Raw genomic sequence first — 20,724 nt, forward strand, 5'->3', positions numbered from 1 at the left:
AGCGAGGGCCGCGGGCGCTCCTGGCCGCCCCTCCCCCACCCTCCCCGCCCGAGCGGGGAGGGAGTGCGACCGGTCCTACTTGTGAGAGGCCCGGTACTCGTCCCGGGCCCGCTTCACGTCGTCGAAGAAGGCGGCCGGGACCACCTTGCCCCGCACCACCGGCCAGGCCCGCTCGGCGGCGGCGCGCCACGGGGCCGGGTCGGCCTTCACCACGTTCAGCCCCTGCCGCTTCATCGCCGCCACCGCGTCCTCGTTCTGCTTGCGGACCTCGGCGTCCACCCGCTGCCCGAGCTCGCGCGCCGCGGCGATGAGCTTGGGGCGGAGCTCGGCCGGGACCTTGTTCCAGGCGTCCTTGCGGACGAGCGTGGCGCCGATGAGGTAGCCCCAGTTCACGTCGATCATGTTCGGCGCCCGGTCGTGCAGGCGCGCCGCGAGCACGTACGACGGCACGTTGGCGATGCAGTTGATCATGCCGGTCTGCAGGGAGGGCATCATGTCGGTGGAGGAGAGCACCACCGGGCGGAAGCCGGCCGCCTTCCAGGCCTCCACGCTCGCGGGGTCCCCGTCCCAGGCGAAGATCTTGGCGTCGCCCATGGCCGCCGGCGTCTGGTAGGGCTTGGTGCAGAAGAACTTGATGAAGCCGATCTGGGCCCACTGCAGCGCCACGTAGCCCTTCTGCTCGAGGAGCTGGTCGAGCTTCGGCTCCACCTTCGGGAACACCGCCTGGAACTCGGCCTGGCTGTCGATCATGCCCGGCACCGAGAGCGCCTGCGGCTCCTTCACCACGTCGTGCATGCCGACGGCGCTGATGGAGGCGGCCTGCAGCTGGCCCACGCTCATCTTGCGGACCATGTCGCCCTCGGAGCCCTGCGTCCCGCCGGCGTAGATCCGGAGCTTCACCTTGCCGCCGGAGAGCTGGCTCCACCGGTCGGCGAGCTCCTTCAGGAGGTTGTGCCAGGTGGAGCCCTGCGGGGCGAGGGTGGCGAGCTTGATGACCACGTCCTCCGCCCGGGCGGTCTGGGCGAGGAGGGCGAGGCAGAGGGCGACGAGGAGCTTTCTCACGGGGTTCTCCGTGCGGCGAGAGGGTCGAATGATAAGGGGCAGGCGAGCGCCGCGCAGGCGCGGCCGGATCAGGGGAAGAGGTCGTCCTCGTGGGCGAGCAGGAGCTTCGCCCGCCTCTGGGCGATGAGGTTGGCGAGCCGGTACTGCGGCGCGTCCTCGGCGTCGTACGCCGTCACCCGGCGCAGGAGCGACTCGAACTCCGGCTTGTCCTGGGCCTGGACGCTCACCCCCTCGGCGTAGGAGACGAGGCCGCCGAGCCGCTTGCCCTGGCACAGCTCCAGGGCCCGGTCGAGGTGGGCGCGCGCCGCCTTCGGGTCCCCGCGCGCCGCGGAGAAGGCCACGAAGAACTCGTGGATGGCGCCGTGGTCCCAGGTCTCGTCGAGCGCCAGCGCGCGCTCGGCCAGCGCCTGCGGCACCGGCAGCTCCGCCACGAGGTCCATGTGCTCCTTGCCGTTGGCGATGGCGAGCGCCCAGCTCGCGGCCGTCCAGTAGAGGAGCGGGACGTCCTCCTTCTCGGCGTCCTTCAGCGCGGCCGGCAGGTCCTTCACCGCCTGGAGCTTCGCCGCCATCCCCTCGTGCCGCGCGTCGAGCCCGCGCAGGCCGTAGTCGCGGGCCCGCAGGAAGAGCTTGCGGGCGCGCTCGCGGCCGGCGCGCGCGTCGCCGGAGCGCCCCTCGAGCTCCGCCTGGTCGGCGTCGGCGGCCACGAAGGCGTAGGCGTACTGGGTGAACCCGCTCGTCAGCGAGGTGAGGAGCCCCACGTGCCGCGGCTGCTCCTCGAGCACGCTCTCCATGGTCTTGAGGCCGAACGGCACCGCGTCCTTCACGAGCTGCGGGTCGTCGTCGGCCGCGAAGGCCTTGGAGTTGGGGCCGCCGGCGGAGAGCGCGTTGGCGAGCACCTTCGAGGCGGCGGTGGAGCAGGCGGCGAGCGAGAGGAGCCACGCGAAGGCGGCACACAGGGCGATGCGCTTCACGATCTCCTCACCTCTTCTCGCGTCCGGTTCGTGCTAGTCATAGGTTCCCCTCGTCGAGGGGTCAATTTCGTTCGTGAGCGCTCCCGCCGCAGATCCCGCCGCGTCGCCCGTTCCCGCTCCGGGAGCGGCGTCGCCGCGCGCCGGCACCCGCCTCGAACGGGGCGCGGTGGCGGTGCTGCTCCTCGCCATGGTGGCGCTCCCCGCCGGCGAGACCCTCTCCCGGCGGCTGCTCGGGCGCGGCATCCCCGGCTCCGCGGTGGTGGTGCAGCACCTCACGCTCTGGGTCGGCTTCCTGGGCGCGCTCCTCGCCACCGCCGCCGGCAAGCACCTCGCGCTCTCCACCGCCGAGGCGATCCCGGCCGGCTGGCCGCGCCGCGCCGCCGGCTTCCTCTCCAGCACCGTCGCGGCGGTGGTCTGCGCGCTCCTCACCGTCGCCGCCGCCATCCTGGTGAACGAGGAGCGCGGCAGCGCCCGCACCCTCACCTTCGGCATCCCGTTCTGGTGGAGCGAGCTCGTCGTGCCGGTCGGCACGGCCTTCATGGCGGTGCGCTTCGCCTGGCGCGCCGGCGAGGGTCGCCGCGCCGGGCTCGCCCGCGCGGGCGCGTTCGCCGCCATCGGCCTCGTGCTCCTCGTCGGCGAGGCGGCCCACGCCACGCCCGACGACTTCCCGCTCTCGGCGCTCGGGCCCCTCGGCCACGCGATCTCGGCCGCCGCCGCGTTCCTCGAGGCGCACGCCGGGGCCCTCACCGGCTCTCCGCACCTGCTCGTCTGGATCTACGGCCTCGCGCTCCTCGTCGCGTTCCTGCTGGGCGCGCCGGTCTTCGTGGCCATGGCCGGGCTGGCGATGGCGCTGTTCTTCAAGGACGGCACGCCCATCGCCGCGGTCCCCACCGAGACCCTGCGGCTCGTCACCAACCCCACCCTCCCCGCCATCCCGCTCCTCACGGTGGCCGGCTACGTGCTCGCCGAGGGCGGCTCGGCGAAGCGGCTGGTGCGCGCCTACAAGGGGCTCTTCGGGTGGATGCCGGGCGGGATCGCGGTGATGGCGGCCTTCGTCTGCGCCCTCTTCACCACCTTCACCGGCGCGTCCGGCGTGACCATCCTCGCGCTCGGCGGGCTCATCCTCCCGGCGCTCCTCGACGAGGGCTACCCGGAGGACTTCTCGGTCGGCCTCGTCACCGCCGCCGGCTCGCTCGGGCTCCTCTTCCCCCCCTCCCTGCCGGTGATCCTCTACGGCGTGGTGGCGCAGACCCCCATCGACCACCTCTTCCTCGGCGGGCTGGTGCCGGGGCTCATCATGGTGCTGCTGGTGGCGGCCTACGGCATCTTCGTGGGCGTGCGCGCCAGGGCGCCGCGCCAGCCCTTCCAGCCGGGCGAGGCCTGGCGGGCCCTCTGGGACGCGAAGTGGGACCTCGGCCTGCCCACGCTCGTGGTGCTCGTGGTCGGCACCGGCTTCGCCACCGTGGTGGAGGCCTCGGCGCTCGCCTGCGCCTACTCGATCGTGGTCGAGATGGCGGTCTTCCGCGAGGTGCGCCCGCTGCGCGACCTGCCGGACGTGCTCGCGCACGCGGCGACGCTGGTGGGCAGCGTGGTCATCCTGCTCGGCGTCGCGCTCGGGCTCACGAGCTGGTTCGTGGACGCCGAGATCCCGACGCAGCTCGTGGACTGGATGACGGCCCACGTCCACAGCCCGGCGCTGTTCCTGCTGGTGCTCAACGTGGCCCTGCTGGTGCTCGGGAGCGTCCTCGAGATCTACTCGGCCATCGTGGTGCTGGCGCCGCTGGTGGCGCCGCTCGGCGTGGCCTACGGGATCGAGCCGGTCCACCTCGGGGTGGTGTTCCTCGCGAACCTCGAGCTCGGGTTCCTGTTCCCGCCGATGGGGCTCAACCTCTTCCTCTCGGCGTCCCGGTTCCAGAAGCCGCTGCCGTACCTCTACAGGAAGACCCTCCCCTTCCTCGTCATCATGGCGATCGGCGTGCTGCTCATCACCTACCTGCCGGCGATCACCACCGGCGTGGTGCGGGCGGTGAAGCCGTAGGCCACCCGGCGCGCGGCGGGCCCCGCGCGCTAGCCCGGCGCCGCCGCGGGGCGCGGCCGCCACTCGCGCAGCGCGAAGAGCGCGAAGGTGAAGGCGTAGGCCCCGAGCACGTCCACCGTGTAGTGGAGGTGCGAGAGGAAGACGCTCGCGACCACCAGCACGTGCCCGATGAGCGCCGCCGCGCGCAGCCAGGGGCGGCGCCACACGTAGAGCAGGATGAGCAGCGTGGTGGCGGTGTGGCCGGAGAAGAAGAGGTCCTTCGTGAGGTAGGCGCTGGCGGTCCCGCGGGCGAAGACGCCGAGCGGCGAGCAGAGGTCGGCCCAGGCCTCGAGGAAGGAGCGGCCGCCGATCCCCGGGCCGGCGTGGGCCGGGTCGGGCGGGCCGAGCCCGGTGGCGGCGATGCAGAGGCCGCGGGCGAGCGAGACGAGGCCGCCCGTCACCATGTAGCGGACCCAGCGGCGCGGCTCGCTCCAGAGGAAGGCGAGCGTGAGGGGCAGGTAGCAGAGGAGCCAGAGCAGGTAGTTGGCCCGGCCGACCCACGGGACGTAGGGGACGAGCGCCAGCACCGCGTCGGGCAGCGTGGGCGCGGGGCGCAGCTCCGAGTGGAGCGCGAGCGCGGTCATCGCGGCGTAGCAGAGGGCGCGGAAGGCGAGCGCGAGGAGGATCGCGGGGAGGAGGGCGACGAGGGCCGCTCGCCGCCCCTCCCCGGCCCTCCCCACGCGGTGGGGAGGGTGGACCTCGAGCGCCGCCGGGGGGAGCGCCGGGCTCGCCGTGGGGGCCTCGAGCCCGGCGCCCGAGGCGGCCCCCGGGCTCCCCTCTTCCCCTCTCCCGCGGAGCGGGGGAGGGACAGGGAGGGGGTGCGACGCGAGGCGCTCCGGGGCGCCCGGCCGGCGGCTCACGGGAAGTGCCCGGTCGCCGCCAGGAGGTCGAGGCGCGACTGCCGGACGGCGTCCTCGGCCTGGACCGCGGCGGTGTCGGCGTCGCGGGCGCGCTGCTCGGCGTCCACCACGTCGATGTTGGTGGTCGCGCCGGCTCGGTAGGAGGTGGTCGCGAGCTGCAGCGTCAGGTTGGCCCGCTCGGCGGCCCGCCGCGCCGCCACCAGGGCCTGCTCGGCGTGCTGCAGCGCCTCGAACGAGACGCGCACGTCGGAGCGGGCCTGGCGCAGGAGCCCGTCGAGCTGCGTCCGGGCCTCGTCGGCGAGGGCGTCGCGCTCGTGCCGCTGGCCCACCCGCAGGAAGCCCTCGAAGAGCGGGAAGGAGAGGACGAGCTGCGCCTGCCAGCCGGTCTCCGGGGTCGTGAGGCTGGCCGGGTGCTGGTAGAAGGGCTGCGCCGAGCCGAGGAGCGTGGGGAGCCAGTCGGCCCAGCTGTCCTTCGCCACCCGCTCGGCGGCGCGGGAGCGCTCGCGCGAGGCCCGCACGTCGGCGCGCAGGTCCTGGGCGTCCTCGAGCGCGCCCTGGGGTGCGGGCGCCCGGAGCTCCGGCTCGGCCTGGGCGTCGAGCGGCTCGTCGGCGCCGGCGGCCTGGCCGAGCGCCTCCTGGGCGCGGGCGAGCGCGGTGTAGGCGTTCTCGAGCTGGGCCTCGGCGGTGGCGAGCTGCTGATCGGCGCGGGCCTCGTCGAGCGCGTTGCCGACGCCGCCCTGCCGGCGCGCCCGCGAGAACTCGAAGTGGGCGCGGGCGGCCGACACCGAGCGGCCGGTGACGTCGATGACCCGCTTCTGCGCCACCACCGCGAGGTAGGAGCGCGCGGCGAGGAGGGTCACCTGCCGGCGCACGTCGGCCTCGCTGGCGCGGGCGACGTCGAGCTGGTCGGAGGCGTGCGACCACTGGTACCAGCGCGAGGGCGCGAGGAGCGGCACCGTGAGCGTGACGTTGGCGCTCTGCTGGTCCCTGGCGGCGTAGAGCTGGCCCGTGGAGGAGCGGCGGTCGCCGTCGAGCCGGGTCAGGGTGCCGTTGGCGGCGAGGCTCGGCAGCGAGCCGGAGCGGGCCTGCTCGAGGAGCCCGTCCACCCGGCGGAGCTCCTGCTGGGCCACGACGGCGTTCACGCTGCGGGCGGCGGCGCGGGCGACCGCCTCGTCGAAGGAGACGGCGCGGAGGGCGGGGCGGGGCGCCGCGACGGGGCCACCGCCCCCTCCCTGGCCCTCCCCCGCTGCGCGGGAGAGGGGAAGAGGTGAGCCCGGGGCGCCCGCGGTCGGCGCGCCGCGGGAAGCGCTCCCTCCCCGAGGCGAGCCGGCGGCAGCGGCCTCGGGCAGCGCGCCCGGGGTTCCCCCTCCCCGCTCGGGCGGGGAGGGCTGGGGAGGGGCGGCCAGGAGGATCAGCCCGAGCGCGGCCCCGATCACGTCGCGCTCTCCGGCGTGAGGTCCTCGTCGTCCTCGGCCTTGTCGTGCTTCGAGAACCGCTCCAGCAGCGTGTAGAGCGCCGGGATGAGGAACAGCGTGAAGAAGGTGGACACGGTGAGCCCGCCGATGACGGCGCGCGCCAGGGGGAGGTTGGTCTCGCTCCCCTCCCCGATGCCGAGCGCCATGGGGATGAGCCCCACGATGGTCGCGATGGTGGTCATGAGGATGGGCCGGAGCCGCGTCTTGCCGGCCTTGACGGTGGCCTCGAGGAGCGGCTCGCCGCGGGCCTGGAGCACGCGGGCGAAGTCCACCAGCAGCACGCCGTTCGACACCACGATGCCGACCATCATGATGATGCCCATGAAGCTGTTCACCGACAGCGTGGTGTGGGTGGCCCAGAGGATGGCGAAGACGCCGGTGATGCCGAGCGGCACCGAGAACATGATGACGAGCGGGTCGAGCAGCGACTTGAACTGCGAGGCGAGGATCATGTAGACGAGCGCGATCGCCATCAGCGCCGCGAAGCCGAGGCCCGCGAAGGCCTCCTTCTGCGCCTGGGTCTGGCCGCCGAGCTGCGCGGTGTAGCCCTCCGGCGGCGGCAGCTCGTCGATCGCCTTCTGCACCGCGGCGCTGGCGCTGCCGAGGTCCTTGCCGGGCGCCACGTTGGCGGTCACGTCGATGATCCGCTGCAGGTACTTGCGGCTGATGGTCACCGGGCCCGAGCCGCGCTTCACGGTGGCGATGTTGGCGAGCGAGACCATCGCGCCCGAGGGCGCCTTCACGAAGACGTCCTTGAGGTCGTCCACGTGGCTCCGGTACCGGTCGTCGAGCCGCACGTTGATGTAGTACTGGTTGCCGGTCTTGTCGTCGATGTACGGGATGGGCTGGAACTGCGTCGAGCCCACCAGGCTGGTGAGCACGCTCTGGGCCACCGCCTGCTCGCTGATGCCGAGGGTGCCCGCCTTCTGGCGGTCCACCACCACGTCGAGCTCGGGGTAGTCCTCCTCGCGCGAGATCTGCACGTCGGTGAGGAGCGGCTTCCCCTCGGCGTCGCCCAGCTGCCGCACCTTGGCGGCGAGCCGCTTGGCGTAGTCGCCGCCGGCCTGCAGGTCGTACCCCACGATCTCCACGTCGATGGGGGCGGCGGCGCCGAAGTTGAGGATGCGCTTCACGATGCCGCCGACGAACGTGTAGACCTGCGTGCCGGGGAGCGAGTCGCGCAGCGCGGCGCGCACCTTCTCGTTGGCCTCGACGTCGGTGAGGCCGCGGTCCTCGTGCGACACCAGGTTCACGCCCAGGTTGGCGGAGTGCGGCCCGGTGTTGGTGGTGAAGAGCGCGGTGCGCCCGCCCGGGAGGCCGGTGTCGGAGAGCACGGTGGTGTAGACCGGCCCGCCCCCCTTCGCCTTCTCGCCGCCGAGCGCCTTCGCCACCGCCGCCTCGACCCGCTTGGTCACCTCCTCGGTCCGCTCGACGCGGGTGCCGATGGGCGTCTTGTAGATGATCGAGAACTGGCTCTCGTCGGTGTCGGGGAAGAACTCGGTGCCGATCTTCTTCGAGAGCAGGAGCGAGGCGGCGAAGAGCAGGAGGATGCCGGCGATCACCGGGAGCCGGTGGCCGAGCACCCAGCGCAGCGCGCGGGCGTAGGCCTCGTCGAGCGCGTCGAGCCGCCGGGTGATCCAGCCGCCGAAGCGGCTGCCGTGGCCGGGCTCCTCGGCCTTCAGGTACTTGAGGCAGAGGAGCGGCGTCACCGTGCGCGACACGAAGAAGCTCATGATGAGCGCGAAGGCGATGGTGAGCGCCAGCGGCAGGAACAGGTTGCGCGCCACGCCGCCGAGGAAGGTGACCGGGAAGAACACCACGATGGTGGTGATGGTGGAGACGAAGATCGGCATCGCCACCTCCTGCGCGGCGTTCAGGACCGCGGTCTTGCGGTCCTGCCCGGCGGCGAGGTGGCGGTGGATGTTCTCGAGCTCCACGATCGAGTCGTCCACGAGCCGGCCCACGCCGAGCGCGAGGCCGCCGAGCGTGAACACGTTGAGCGTCTGGCCGGTGAAGTAGAGCAGGATGAAGGTGGCGACGATGGAGAGCGGGATGGCGACCGCGATGATCCCGGTGGCGGAGAAGCTCACCAGGAAGATCAGGATCACGAGCACGGCGAGCAGGCCGCCCGTGACCGCCTCGTGCTCGAGCGACGAGATGGCCGCCCGGATGTAGGAGGACTGGTCGAAGCTGATGGCGAGCTTCACGTTCTGCGGCACGCCGCGCAGGTTGGCGATCTGCTTGCGCACCGCGTCCACCACCGAGACGGTGTTCGCGCCCGGCTGCTTGAGGACGCGGAAGTAGACGCCGCGCTGCCCGTTGATGCGGACGATCTCGGCCTGGTCCTGGATCCCGTCCTCCACCTGGGCCACGTCGGAGATCCGGACCGGCCCGGAGTAGTCGCCGCCCGCCGGGGGCCGGCCCTCGCGGATCACCACGTCGCGCAGCGGCCGCGCCTGGCCCAGGCTCGAGTTGGAGAAGACGTTGTAGTCGCGGTCGCCGGCGCGCAGGTCGCCGGAGGGGAAGAGCAGGTTCGTGCCCTTGACCGCGTTCACCACGTCGAGCACGGCGAGGCCGCGCGCGCGCAGGGCGTCGCGCCGGACCTTCACCTCCATCTCGCGGATCTGCCCGCCGCCGACGGTGGCGCTCGCCACGCCGGGGATGCGCTCGAGCTGCGGCTCGATGACGTTGTAGCCGAGGTCGTAGAGCTGCTTCTCGTCGAGCCCCTCGCCGCTCATCGCCACCTGCACCACCGGGATGTTGGTGACGTCGAACTTGATGATGAAGGGCTGCTGGATGCCCGGCGGCAGGGTGTTCAGGATCTGCGCCACCCGCTGCGACACCTCGAACTGCGCGTTGTCGAGGTTGGTGCCGTACTGGAACCAGACCGAGACCAGCGAGACGCCCTGCTTCGAGGTGCTCTCCACCCTGTCCACGCCCGGCGACGCCGACACGGCGCGCTCGACGGGCATGGTGATGGACTTCTCGATGTCGACCGGGCCGGCGCCCGTGTAGAAGGTCGCCACCCGGATGATGGGGATGTCGATGGACGGGAACAGGTCCACCGAGAGCCGGCCGACGGAGACCCACCCGAGGGCGAGCACCATCAGCGACATCATCAGGATGAAGACCGGGTTCCGGAGCGCGAGGCGGGTCAGCCACATGGACGGGGTACCTGCCGGCTAGTTCGAGGGGGTGCGCTCGGCGGTGACCGCCTGGCCGGTGAACGGGTCCACGTTCCGCTGGGCCCGCACGGCGGCGCCGTCGGAGAGGACGTCGGCGCCGGCCGTGACCACCTCGTCGTCCTTGGCGAGGCCGCTCGTCACCTCGAGCCAGTCGCCCCCGTCCACGCCGGTCTGCACCTCCACCCGCTTCACCTTCTCCCCGCGCAGCACGAAGGCGTACTGCTTGCCCCCGGAGAGCTGGACCGAGCTCGCCGCCAGCACCAGCGCGGCCGGGTGGACGTCGGTGACGATGGCGCCGCGGCCGTACATGCCGGCCCGCAGCTCGCCCGGGTTCTGGAGGTGGACCTCGGCGTCGAGCGTGCGCGCCACCGGGTCGAAGCCCGGCGAGAGGCGCACCACCTTGCCCCGGTAGCTCCTACCGGGCACCGCGTCGAGCTCGACGTGGGCGTCCTGGCCGAGCTGGACCTTCGTGACGTCCCGCTCGTTCACCGGGACGAAGACGCGGAGCACGTCGATCCGGGTGACGGTGAGGATGGGGCCGGTGGAGGAGCCGACGAGCGCGCCGGGGTCGAGCTTGCGGACCGAGACGTAGCCGTCGAGGGGCGACTCGATGCGGGTCTCGCCGACCTTCACGGCCAGGGCCGCCACGTTGGCCCGGGCGGCGTCGCGCGCCGCCTCGGCGGTGGCGAGGGCGGTCACGTTCTGCTGCAGCTCCTGCTGGGAGACGACGCCGGAGGGGGCGAGCCGCTCGGCCCGCTCCTTGTTGGCGCGCGCCAGGTCCACCGAGGCCTGCGCCTGGGCGAGCGCGCCGCGGGCGCTCGTGAGCTGGTCGGGGAGGTCGGCCGGCCGCACCAGCGCGAGGAGCTGTCCCTTCTTCACCCGGTCGCCGCGGTCCACGAAGACCGCGTCGAGGTAGCCGAGCACCTTCGAGCCGAGGTCGGCCTGGACGATGGGGCGCAGATCGACGGGGGCCTTCACCTCCACCGGCACGTCGCGCACCTGGGGCCGGGCGACGGTGACCGACGGCGGGGGGCGGGTGCGGGGGGCGCTGCCGGACCCCTTGCTGCAGGCGGTGGTCAGGGCGGCGGCCAGCGCCGCGGCGACGAGGAGCTTGGTGGGCACGGGGGCGACTGTTAGTGCGATGGGGGTAAAAACACAATCCCCGCGGGCGCGCGGCGAGAGCCCGCGCGGCGGGTGAAAACGGACCCTCGCCTGCCCGGAAGGTCAAGCGCCGGCCGGGGTCCCGGCCGGGGGCTCTCCCGGCGCCGCGGCGAGCGACCGGATCAGCTTCGGCCGCACGCCCGTCGCCTCGAGGAGCGATTCGAGCCGCGCCCGCGCCTCGCGCCCCTCCCGGCGGACCTTCTTCGCGAGGATGAGCTCGTTCTTGAGCGAGTGCTCCCAGCCGGCGAGCTCGGTCACCGTGACCCGGTAGCCGTGCGCCTCGAGCGCCAGGGCCCGGACGACGTTGGTGAGGTGCGAGCCGAACTCGCGCCGGTGCCAGGGGTGCGCGAAGAGCGCGTCGAGCGGCGCCCTGGCGGCGGCCCCCTCGAGCTGCCGCGCCACCTCCGCCTGGCAGCAGGGCACGACCGCCACGTGGTCCGCCCCGCGGCGGATGGCGAGCGCGAGCGCGTCGTCGGTGGCGGTGTCGCAGGCGTGGAGCGCGGTCACGAGGTGGAGCCGCTCCGGCACCTCGGCCGACTCGACCGCGCCGGTGACGAAGCGCATGCGCCGGTAGCCGAGCCGCCCGGCCCGCTCCTCGGCGGCCTTCGTGAGCTCGGCGCGGGTCTCGATGGAGAGGACGGTCCCCTTCCCCGCCGGCTCGACGAAGAGCTCGGCCAGGATGAAGCCGAGGTACCCCTTCCCGGCGCCGCAGTCGGCGATGACCGGCTCGCCGAAGCGCCCGAGCACGTCCTCCACCGCCGGCTGGAGCAGCCGGACGAGGTGGTTCACCTGCTTCAGCTTCCGCAGGCTGTCGGCGTTGAGCTGGCCGTCGCGGGTGAGGAGGTGCAGCTCCTTCAGCAGCCCGGGCGAGGTGCCGGGGAGGAGCTCCCGCGACACCGCCTCCCCCTTCACCTGCCGGCGGGCCTTGTCCATGGAGTTGAAGTTACCTCAGGGTGGGGTCCCACCGCAGGTGGGGAGGGCGGAGCCCTCCAGGGCGGGCGAGCTTCGCCGCAGGCGAAGCGTAAGGGCCCCGCCGAGCGGAGGGTGGGGCCCCACCAGCTCTGCTGGTGGGGCGGGACAGCATGTCCCGTTCTAACGGTGATGGGCCGCGAGCTCGGGTTCCTTCTCCACGAACTCGTCGAAGGTGCCGTTGAAGTCGGTGATCTCCTCGCCGGGGCGCATCGCCCAGATGCGGGTCGCCACCTCGCCGATGAGCTGCTGGTCGTGGGTGACGATGATCGCCGTGCCCTCGTAGCGCGAGAGCCCCTCGGAGAGCGAGGCGATCGACTCGAGGTCGAGGTGGTTGGTCGGCTCGTCGAGGATGAGGACGTTGTCCTTCGTCATCATCAGCTTGGAGAGGAGGAGCCGCACCGTCTCGCCGCCGGAGAGCGTGTCGGTCGGCTTCATCCGCTCCTCGCCGGAGAAGAGCATGCGGCCGAGGAGGCCCGAGATCTCCTCGTTCGAGAGCTTGTCCTCGAGCTCGCGCAGCCAGCCGAAGGCGGTGGTGCCCTTGCGGATCACGCCGGCGTGGTCCTGCGGGAGGTAGCCCACCGAGGCCTGGTGGCCCCACTTCACCTGGCCGTGGTCGGGGGCGAGGTCGCCCGCGAGCATCCGGACCAGCGTGGACTTGCCGACGCCGTTCTTGCCGATGACGCAGACCTTCTCGCCGCGGGTCACGAGCGCCGAGAAGGGGCGCACGATCTTCTGGTCCCCGTAGGTCTTGGAGATCTCCTCGACGGTGAGGGTCTGCTTGCCCGAGGGCCCCTTCTGCTCGAACTTGATGAAGGGCCGGGCGATGTTCGACCGCTTGATGTCCTCGACCTTGAGCTTCTCCATGGCCCGGATGCGGCTCTGGACCTGGGAGGCGCGGGTGCCGGCGTGGAAGCGGGCGACGAAGTCCTGGAGGGCGAGGATCTTCTTCTTCTTCTCGGCGTTCTCGCTCTCGACCCGGCTGCGCACCTGGGCCTTCTGCCGCACCATGTCGTCGTAGCCGCCCGAGTACGTGATGATGGTCTCGTAGTCGATGTCGGCGATGTGGGTGCAGATGGCGTTCAGGAAGTGCCGGTCGTGCGAGATGGTGATGAGCACGCCCTCGTACGCCCGCAGGAACCTCTCCAGCCAGCGGATCGAGTCGAGGTCGAGGTTGTTGGTCGGCTCGTCGAGCAGGAGCCCCTGCGGCTGGCCGAAGAGCGCCTGGGCGAGCAGCACGCGCAGCTTGTAGCCGCCGGCGAGCGCGCGCATGGGCTGGTCGTGGAAGGCGGTCTCGATCCCGAGGCCCTCGAGGAGCTCGCCCGCGGTCGCCTCGGCGGTGTAGCCGTCCTCCTCGGCCACGACCCCCTCGAGGTCGCCGAGCCGGTGGCCGTCTTCCTCGGTGATGTCGGGCTTGGCGAGGAGCGCCTCCTTCTCGCGCATCGCCTCCCAGAGCCGCTGGTTGCCCATCAGGACGACGTCGATGACGCGGTCGTCCTCGTAGCGGAAGTGGTCCTGGCGCAGGATGCCGACCTTCTTCGGGCGCAGCACGTTGCCCGTGTCGGCCTCCTCGTCGCCGGCGAGGATCTTCATGAAGGTGGACTTGCCGGCGCCGTTCGGGCCGGTGAGGCCGTACCGGTTGCCCGGCGAGAAGGCGACGTCGACGTCCTCGAACAGCTTCTTCGGCCCGAAGGCCTTGCTGACGTTCTGAACCGAGATCATGGGAGCGGCGCTCTTGTAACCGAAACGGGACCGGTTGGCGAGGTGGCCGGACGGCCGCCAGCCCAGGCGGCGGCCGGCCCGGGACCCGCCCGCGCCCGGGGGGCCCCAGGAGATCCGGCGCCCCCGCCCCGAGGGACCGTGGCGCCGCGCCGGCGCGGCGGCATGGGGTGGCCCGTCGCACCGCGAACGGGAGGTCCCCATGTCGCCACGTCTCTTCGTCGCCGTGACCGCCGCCGCGCTCGGGCTCGCGGGCTGCGCCCACGAAGGCGCCTCCGGCGCCGCGATGTCGGAGCAGCAGCGAGCCTCGGCCGGGCCCACCACCGGCTCGCCGAGCGATCCGAACGCGCGCGAGCAGGCGGCGAGCATCCGCCCGCAGTCGAGCCCGCGGACCCCGGGCCCCGCCTCGCTGGGCGGCACCGCCGCCGGCGCGCGCGCGCCCGCGCTCGAGCCCGTCACCGAGGTACCGGCCGACGAGGCGGGCCCGGCGCCCGCCGCCCCCGCGCCGGCGGAGTCGCCCAGGTAGCCTCCTCCGGGCCGGCCGTTCCGAGGTAAGAACGGCCGGTGACGACCGAACGCGCCTTCGCCGCCTGCGCCCCCGGGCTCGAGCCGCTCCTCGCGGGCGAGCTCGCCGCGCTCGGGCTGCGCGCCCGCGCCACGCCCGGCGGCGCCGAGCTGGAGGGCGAGGACGCGGTGGCGCTGGCCTGCCTCGGGAGCCGGCTCGCCGACGCCGTCTCGCTCCGGCTCTACGAGGGGCCGGAGCGCGGCCTCGACGCGGCGCGCGCCGAGGCCCGGCGACGCTACGGCCCGGGGGCGCGGCCGGTGGCCCGCGTCCGCGGCGGCCTCGCCACCCTCTCGCTCGACGCGGCCGGCGCGCCCCTCTACAAGCGCGGCTGGCGGCAGCGCGTCGGGGCGGCCCCGCTGCGCGAGAGCGTCGCGGCCGCGCTCCTACGCTTCGGCGGCTACGATCCGGCGCGACCGCTCCTCGATCCCATGTGCGGCTCCGGCACCCTGCCCATCGAGGCGGCGCTCCTCGCCGCGGGGCGCCCGCCCGGCGCCGGCCGCGCCTTCGCCTTCGAGCGCTGGCCCGGCACCGACGCCCGGCGCGTGGCCGCGATCCGGGCGCGGCTCACGGCCGGCCGACGCCCGCCCCCCGCCGTCATCCAGGCCTCCGACCGGAACGCGGGCGCCCTCCGGCTCGCGCAGAAGAACGCCGCCGCGGCGGGCGTCGCCGAGGCGATCCGCTTCGCGCGGATCGACGCCGCCCAGGCGGCGCCGCCGCCCGGGCCCGGCCTCTGCGCGGTCAACCCGCCCTTCGGCGTCCGCATCGACGAGGGGGCGGCCGAGGCCTGGAAGGCGCTCGCCGCGCTCCTGCCCCGGCTCGCCGGCTGGACCCTCGCCGTCGTGGCGCCCGACCGGGGCTTCGAGCGGCTCCTGCCGGCGCGGCAGGCCGCCGTGCTGCCGTTCGTGGACGGGGGGCTCGCGTGCAAGCTCCTCCGGTACCAGCTTTGACGGGTGTCCCGATCCACCCGCGCCCTCCCGAACCAGGCGAGCAGGCAGGCGAAGCGCGCCTCGCCGCGACATGCTTCCAAGATGCTCGACTGGCTGAAGTCGGGGTTCAGCCCGCGGCGCCTGCTGGTGCCGCGCCGCGCCCGCGCGGGTGACGCCAAGATCGCCGTGCAGCGGGTCGGGCACCGCTTCGGCAACGAGGTGGTGGCGCTCGACAACGTGAGCATCGACGTCCACCAGGGCGAGTTCGTCTGCCTCCTCGGCCCCTCCGGCTGCGGCAAGACCACGCTGCTCTACGCCCTCGCCGGGCACATCGCGCCGAGCGGCGGCCGGATCACCATCGACGGCCAGGAGGTGTCGGGCCCCTCGCCGGAGCGGATGCTGGTCTTCCAGGAGCCGGCGCTCTTCCCCTGGCTCTCGGTGAAGCAGAACCTCACCTTCCCGCTCCGCGCCCGGGGGCTCTCGCGCGCCGAGGCCTCCGCGCGGGCGCTCGAGTTCATCCACCTCGTGCAGCTCGACGGGTTCGAGCGGGCGCAGCCCCACGAGCTCTCGGGCGGCATGCGGATGCGCGTCTCGCTGGCGCGCGCCCTCGCCATGGACCCGCAGGTGCTGCTCATGGACGAGCCCTTCGGCGCGCTCGACGCGCAGACGCGCGACCAGATGCACCGGCTGCTGCAGCGGATCTGGATGCGCGACCAGAAGACGGTGGTCTTCGTCACCCACAACGTCCGCGAGGCGCTGGTGCTCGGCGACCGGGTGGTGGTGATGGCCGCCCGGCCCGGGCGCGTCATCCACGACCTCGACGTCCACATCCCGCGCCCGCGCGACCCGGACGACGACGCGCTGGTGCAGCTCTCGCGGCGCATCCGCGAGGAGATCGGCAGCGTCGAGCCGGGCCGCCGCGACCCGCCCGGCCCCGCCACCCCGCCGCCCGAGGACCGAGATGACCGCGAGAGCCTCCCTGGTTCGGATCGCCTTCCTGGCCGGGCTCCTGGCGCTGTGGGAGCTCGCCTCTAGGATCGGGCCCTGGCCGCACCACCTCTTCCCCGGGCCGGTGGCGGTGGCGCGCAGCTTCTGGCTCATGCTGCAGGACGGGCGGCTCGGCGCCGCGGTGCTGCGCTCGCTCTCGCGGCTGGCGCAGGGGTACGGCCTCTCCGCGGCCATCGGGCTGCCGCTCGGCGTCGCCATCGCCCGCATCGGGTGGGTCAAGCTCGCGATCCGGCCGCTGGTGCTCGGGCTCCAGGCGCTCCCGTCCATCTGCTGGCTGCCCCTGGCGGTGCTCTGGTTCGGGCTCACCGAGTGGGCCATCCTCTTCGTGGTGGTGATGGGCTCGCTCCTCGCCATCACCATCTCCACCGAGGACGGCGTCTCGGCCATCGACCCGCTCCTGCTGCGCGCCGCCGGCACGCTCGGGATCAAGGGCCCCCGCTTCTACGGCGGGGTGCTCGTGCCGGCCGCGCTGCCCGGCATCGTCACCGGCCTCAAGCTCGGCTGGAGCTTCGCCTGGCGGGCCCTCATGGCCGGCGAGCTGCTCTTCGTGGCGGGCGGGCTCGGGCAGCTCCTGGCGCAGGGGCGCGAGCTGCTCGACGTGCCGCAGGTGATGGCGGTGATGGCGGCCATCGTGGCGATCGGCTCGGCGGTGGACCAGGTGCTCTTCCACCTCGCCGAGGTGCGGGTCCGGCGCCGCTGGGGCCTGGCGGAGGCGGCGTGAGGCGGCGCGAGCAGCTCCGGCGCTCGGCCTCGGCGGTGGTCGCGGTCGCCCTGCTCGTCGCCCTGGCGGTGGCGCTCGTGCTGCTCTCGTCCTGCCGCCGCGCGCCGCCGCCCGGCGGGCCGCTCCGCGTCGGCTACTTCCCGAACGTGACCCACGCGCAGGCGCTGGTGGGCGACGCGGAGGGCGCCTTCGCCGCCGCGCTGGGCGGCAGGGGGATCACCGCGCGGACCTTCAACGCCGGCCCGAGCGCGATGGAGGCGCTCCTCGCGGGAGAGCTCGACCTCTGCTACGTCGGCAACGCGCCGGCCGCGCTCGCCTACCTCCGCTCCCACGGCGGGCTGCGCGTCGTCGCCGGGGCGGCCTCGGGCGGCGCGTCGCTGGTGGTGCGCGAGGCGCGCGGGCCGGCCGACCTCGCCGGGAAGCGCGTCGCCTCGCCGCAGCTCGGCAACAGCCAGGACGTGTCGCTCCGGTGGTGGCTGCGGGAGGCCGGGCTCCCGATCGGTGAGAAGCCGCCGGCGGTCAACGTGAGCCCCATCGCCAACGCCGAGATCCTGGCGCTCTTCCAGCAGGGGCAGCTCGCCGGGGCCTGGGTGCCGGAGCCGTGGGCGTCCCGGCTCGTCGCCCAGGCGGGCGGGCGGATCCTGGTGGACGAGCGCGACCTCTGGCCCGAGCGGACCTTCCCGACGACGGTCGTGGTCGTGAGCGAGCGGGCGCTGCGCGACCGGCGCCCCGACCTCGTCTCGGCGCTGCGGGCGCACCTCTCGCTCACCGAGCGCTGGCGGCGCGATCCCGCCGGGTTCGCCCGCGCCGCCAACGCCGCCTTCGGCAAGCTCGCCGGCCATCCGCTCCCGGAGGCGGTGCTGCAGGCGGCCTTCTCGCGGCTCGAGCCGACCGACGACCCGATGGCCGACAAGCTCGCCACCGCCGCCCGGCGCGCCGCCGCCCTGAAGCTCGCGCCCGAGGGCGACCTCTCCGGGCTGGTGGACGGGAGCCTCCTCTCCGAGGCCCGCGCGGCGGCCGCTCGTTGAGAGGGCCCCGTCCCCGGCTCCTGCCCCTCGACCAGGGGGCTGGCCGCGATGGCGCGCCATCCAAAAGTTACAGGCGTGCCCCGGCCGCGCCTTCCGCGGCCGCGACCCTGGGCACCGGAGCTGGATGGACCAGCGCCGTTCGGAGGACGCGATGGAGAGGCCCGCAGCGCTGCAGTCGCCCGAGGAGCTGGTGGGAGGTGGCGCCGCCGCCCTCCCCGGCGCCCTCGCGCCCTCGCGCCTCCACCGGCTCCTCTCGTTCGACGAGACGCTCCTCCTCGGGGTCCGCCGCTTCCACGGGCCCTGGCGCACGCGGCTCGCGCGGCTGCTCACCGCGGCCGGCGACGCGCGGAGCTGGACCTTCGCGAGCCTGGTGCTCCTCGCGAGCATGCGCCCCACCGGGCTCCACCTCGGGCTGCGCGTGGCCGCCGGCAGCAGCCTCGCCGCGCTCCTGGCCCAGGGGCTGAAGCGGACCCTCAACCGGGCCCGCCCCTCCTCGGCCATCGAGCAGTTCGAGGCGCTGGCCGACAACCCCGACGCCTTCAGCTTCCCCTCGGGCCACACCGCCGCCGCGTTCGGCGTGGCGGTCGCCCTCGCGGGCGAGCCCTTCTGGGCGGGACCGATCGCCACCGTCCTCGCGGTAGGGATCGGCCTCTCGCGCGTCTACCTCGGGGCGCACTACCCGCTCGACGTCGCCGCCGGCTCGGTGCTGGGCGTCGCCGCCGGGGTGCTGGCGCGCCTGCTCGTCGCCTAGGAACCACCATGAACGAACCGCTCGATCCCACCACCTGCCACATGTGCGGCTGCAAGCTCGAGGGCGAGCGCGCCGCCGCCCCCACCGGCGACCTGCCCCTCTGCCCCGACTGTCACGAGGCCTTCCTGGCCGACGGCGAGCCCGACGCCTTCCTCGACGAGGCGTTCTGGCTCGAGCTGCGGCTCAAGCGCCGGCCGGTGCCGCCAGAAGAGCTCCCGGCGTGATCGGCCGGCCGGCGAGCTCCTCGACCTCCACCGCGACGGCGGAGGACAGGCCGCCGCGCCGGAGCGCCTCCCGGTAGGCGCGGGCCGCGGCCTGGGCGTCCCAGGCCTGCAGCACCAGCTCCTCGGTCCCGGCGTCCTGGGACCGGCAACGGAAGAATCGCTCGCGCTTCGTGCTCATCGGGAGCCTCGGGGAGGGGTGTGCGATCCGATCCATAGGCCCCGGGAGCGGGGTCGTCGGTGACAAGACGGTGTCGAACCCCTCCCACGGCCGGGGGAGTCCTCAAGCGTCCGTTTACAGAGGCGAATCGGCGCGCCGCTTTCGGGCGCGCCCCAGAAGACCGCGGCCCCGGGACCGTCACCGACCCTTCACCGAACCGTCGCCGCGGGCGCTCGCGGCGCCGTGTTACTCGCCTCCCGATGCTGAGCGCCGGCGATCTCGTCACCTCCCGGGAGAGCGTCCCCCCGTCGATGCCGGTCCGGCGCGTGGCCGACCGGTTCTTCGATCAGCCGGAGCTCGACGCCCTCGCGCTGGTGGACGACGGCGCGCCGCGCGGCCTCGTCACCCGCCCGAAGCTCCTCCTCAAGCTGCTCCGCAACTTCGGCTACGAGCTCTTCGGCCGCGGCCCGGTGCAGCGGATCGCCGAGACCGCCCCGCTGACGGTCCCGGCGGCGGCGCCGCTCGCCGACGTGGTGGACCGGGCGCTGTCGCGCCCCCGGGCGCTCGTCTACGACGAGCTGCTGGTGGAGGACGGCGGGCGCTTCGTCGGCCTCATCTCGGTCCGGGACCTGGCGCTGCACCAGAGCGCCGCGCTCGCGACGAGCATGTCCCAGCGCGAGCTCGCGACCGCGCGCGCCGCCGAGCTGGAGCGCGAGAACGCGCTGCGCTCGCGCTTCCTCGCCCACGTCACCCACGAGCTGCGCTCGCCGGTGAACGCCATCATCGGGCTCGCCGAGCTGGCCCGGCGCGCCAGCGCCCGCGGGCAGCCGGAGGCGGTGGACGAGCGGCTCGGGCTCCTCCTGTCGAGCGCCGCCGGCCTGCGCGCCATCGTCGGCAACGTGCTCGACCTCTCCAAGCTCGACGCCGGCCGCATGGACGTGGTGCCGGAGGAGGTGGACCTCTCCGCGCTGGTGACCGAGCTCGCCGCGACCGCGCGGGTGCTCGCCGGGCAGAAGCCGGTGCGCGTCTCGGTCGAGGCGCCGCCCGAGCCGGCGCGGGTGCGCTCCGATCCGCAGAAGCTCCGCCAGATCGGCCTCAACCTGGCCGGCAACGCGGTCAAGTTCACCGACCGGGGCGAGGTGGCGCTCTCGCTCGCGCGCGAGGGCGAGGCCTGGGCGCTGCGGGTGCGCGACACCGGCATCGGCATCCGGGCCGAGGACCTCCCCCGCCTGTTCCTGCCGTTCCACCAGTGCGAGGACGCCCGGGTGCGCCGGCACGAGGGGACCGGCCTCGGGCTCGCCATCGCGCGCAGCATGGCCGAGCTCGTCGGCGCCCGGCTCGCGGTCGAGAGCGTCCGCGGCCAGGGCTCCACCTTCACCCTCACCATCCCCTCCCTCGACGAAGGACCCCCGCGATGCCCACCGCCAAGCCCGTCGTGCTCGTGATCGACGACGACCCCACGCACCTCTACCTGACGCGCAGCCTCCTCGAGGACGAGGGGCTCCAGGTGCACTGCCACGAGGGCGCGTTCGGCGCGACCCAGCGGCTGCGCGACGTCGAGCCCGACCTCGTGCTCCTCGACGTGAACATGCCTGGGCTCTCCGGAGAGACCCTCGCCGGCATCCTGCGCCGGGCCGAGCAGCGGCGGGCGAGCTGGGCGGGCGGCGCGCCGCGCGGCGCCCCCATCGTGCTCTACTCGTCGAACGACGAGGACGTCCTGCGGCAGAGCGTGAGCGCGCTCGGGGTGGCGGGCTACGTCTGCAAGGGCGACCTCGGGATGCTGCGCGAGCGCGTCTGGCGGGTCCTCGGGACGTGGGCCCGCGGGGCCTGAACGCGCCGGCCCCGGCGCCCCGCCCCGCCGAGTT

19 protein-coding genes are annotated in these 20,724 nt (G+C 74.0%); 10 read left to right on the forward strand and 9 right to left on the reverse strand.

The window, feature by feature from the left end; all coding sequences use genetic code 11:
* Positions 1-75: 75 nt before the first annotated feature.
* Together AMPC_RS12415 and AMPC_RS12420 are read right to left on the reverse strand one after the other, a co-directional pair.
* Positions 76-1,062 (reverse strand): TRAP transporter substrate-binding protein, encoded by a 987-nt coding sequence (locus tag AMPC_RS12415; protein WP_248341405.1) that lies wholly within the window; start codon positions 1,060-1,062, stop codon positions 76-78.
* Between the two features lie 68 nt (positions 1,063-1,130).
* Positions 1,131-2,033, reverse strand: a complete 903-nt coding sequence (locus tag AMPC_RS12420) for a TRAP transporter TatT component family protein (protein ID WP_248341409.1) — start codon at positions 2,031-2,033, stop codon at positions 1,131-1,133.
* A gap of 166 nt (positions 2,034-2,199) precedes the next feature.
* Between AMPC_RS12420 and AMPC_RS12425 the strand changes: the two genes are divergently transcribed.
* On the forward strand, positions 2,200-4,071 hold the full coding sequence (locus AMPC_RS12425; RefSeq protein ID WP_248341412.1) for a TRAP transporter large permease: 1,872 nt from the start codon (positions 2,200-2,202) through the stop codon (positions 4,069-4,071).
* Positions 4,072-4,100: 29 nt separating this feature from the next.
* On the opposite strand, the gene AMPC_RS12430 is transcribed toward AMPC_RS12425, so the two are convergent.
* The 6 genes from AMPC_RS12430 to AMPC_RS12455 all read right to left on the reverse strand — a co-directional run bounded on the left by AMPC_RS12430 (position 4,101) and on the right by AMPC_RS12455 (position 13,482).
* Positions 4,101-4,790 (reverse strand): sphingomyelin synthase family protein, encoded by a 690-nt coding sequence (locus tag AMPC_RS12430; protein ID WP_248341413.1) that lies wholly within the window; start codon positions 4,788-4,790, stop codon positions 4,101-4,103.
* Between the two features lie 176 nt (positions 4,791-4,966).
* Positions 4,967-6,112: a TolC family protein gene (locus tag AMPC_RS12435; protein ID WP_248341414.1), complete on the reverse strand. Its 1,146-nt coding sequence runs from the start codon at positions 6,110-6,112 to the stop codon at positions 4,967-4,969.
* A gap of 290 nt (positions 6,113-6,402) precedes the next feature.
* Positions 6,403-9,609: an efflux RND transporter permease subunit gene (locus tag AMPC_RS12440; protein ID WP_248341416.1), complete on the reverse strand. Its 3,207-nt coding sequence runs from the start codon at positions 9,607-9,609 to the stop codon at positions 6,403-6,405.
* 18 nt (positions 9,610-9,627) lie between these two features.
* Positions 9,628-10,752, reverse strand: a complete 1,125-nt coding sequence (locus AMPC_RS12445) for an efflux RND transporter periplasmic adaptor subunit (RefSeq protein ID WP_248341417.1) — start codon at positions 10,750-10,752, stop codon at positions 9,628-9,630.
* Positions 10,753-10,854: 102 nt separating this feature from the next.
* Complete coding sequence (locus AMPC_RS12450) at positions 10,855-11,724, reverse strand: class I SAM-dependent methyltransferase (protein ID WP_248341419.1); 870 nt, start codon at positions 11,722-11,724, stop codon at positions 10,855-10,857.
* A gap of 159 nt (positions 11,725-11,883) precedes the next feature.
* Positions 11,884-13,482, reverse strand: coding sequence for an ABC-F family ATP-binding cassette domain-containing protein (locus tag AMPC_RS12455; protein ID WP_248341420.1), 1,599 nt, complete (start codon positions 13,480-13,482; stop codon positions 11,884-11,886).
* Between the two features lie 199 nt (positions 13,483-13,681).
* On the opposite strand from AMPC_RS12455, the gene AMPC_RS12460 reads away from it, so the two are divergent.
* The 7 genes from AMPC_RS12460 (at position 13,682) to AMPC_RS12490 (ending at position 18,702) form a co-directional block, all read left to right on the forward strand.
* Positions 13,682-14,005 (forward strand): hypothetical protein, encoded by a 324-nt coding sequence (locus AMPC_RS12460; protein ID WP_248341422.1) that lies wholly within the window; start codon positions 13,682-13,684, stop codon positions 14,003-14,005.
* A gap of 38 nt (positions 14,006-14,043) precedes the next feature.
* Positions 14,044-14,991 carry a THUMP domain-containing class I SAM-dependent RNA methyltransferase gene (locus tag AMPC_RS12465; protein ID WP_248341424.1) on the forward strand — a complete coding sequence of 316 codons (948 nt, stop codon included), beginning with the start codon at positions 14,044-14,046 and terminating at the stop codon, positions 14,989-14,991.
* An 81-nt stretch (positions 14,992-15,072) separates the two neighbouring features.
* A complete protein-coding gene (locus tag AMPC_RS12470; RefSeq protein WP_248341425.1) occupies positions 15,073-16,005 on the forward strand; it encodes an ABC transporter ATP-binding protein in 933 nt (310 codons plus the stop codon).
* On the forward strand, positions 15,932-16,699 hold the full coding sequence (locus tag AMPC_RS12475; protein WP_248341427.1) for an ABC transporter permease: 768 nt from the start codon (positions 15,932-15,934) through the stop codon (positions 16,697-16,699). The genes AMPC_RS12470 and AMPC_RS12475 overlap by 74 nt, the downstream gene beginning before the upstream one ends.
* Entirely contained in the window at positions 16,696-17,727 is a 1,032-nt protein-coding gene (locus AMPC_RS12480; RefSeq protein WP_248341429.1) for an ABC transporter substrate-binding protein, read from the forward strand. The genes AMPC_RS12475 and AMPC_RS12480 overlap by 4 nt, the downstream gene beginning before the upstream one ends.
* Before the next feature lie 151 nt (positions 17,728-17,878).
* Positions 17,879-18,478: a phosphatase PAP2 family protein gene (locus AMPC_RS12485; RefSeq protein WP_248341431.1), complete on the forward strand. Its 600-nt coding sequence runs from the start codon at positions 17,879-17,881 to the stop codon at positions 18,476-18,478.
* Between the two features lie 8 nt (positions 18,479-18,486).
* Entirely contained in the window at positions 18,487-18,702 is a 216-nt protein-coding gene (locus AMPC_RS12490; protein ID WP_248341432.1) for a hypothetical protein, read from the forward strand.
* On the opposite strand, the gene AMPC_RS12495 is transcribed toward AMPC_RS12490, so the two are convergent.
* Positions 18,662-18,880 carry a hypothetical protein gene (locus tag AMPC_RS12495; protein WP_248341433.1) on the reverse strand — a complete coding sequence of 73 codons (219 nt, stop codon included), beginning with the start codon at positions 18,878-18,880 and terminating at the stop codon, positions 18,662-18,664. The two genes, AMPC_RS12490 and AMPC_RS12495, sit on opposite strands and share 41 nt — an antisense overlap.
* Before the next feature lie 290 nt (positions 18,881-19,170).
* On the opposite strand from AMPC_RS12495, the gene AMPC_RS12500 reads away from it, so the two are divergent.
* Together AMPC_RS12500 and AMPC_RS12505 are read left to right on the forward strand one after the other, a co-directional pair.
* Positions 19,171-20,304, forward strand: a complete 1,134-nt coding sequence (locus tag AMPC_RS12500; protein ID WP_248341434.1) for a sensor histidine kinase — start codon at positions 19,171-19,173, stop codon at positions 20,302-20,304.
* Entirely contained in the window at positions 20,274-20,690 is a 417-nt protein-coding gene (locus AMPC_RS12505) for a response regulator (protein ID WP_248341435.1), read from the forward strand. Before AMPC_RS12500 ends, AMPC_RS12505 begins: the two co-directional genes overlap by 31 nt.
* Positions 20,691-20,724 lie beyond the last annotated feature (34 nt).

The organism is Anaeromyxobacter paludicola (assembly GCF_023169965.1).
GTDB classification, from domain to species: Bacteria; Myxococcota; Myxococcia; order Myxococcales; family Anaeromyxobacteraceae; genus Anaeromyxobacter_B; species Anaeromyxobacter_B paludicola.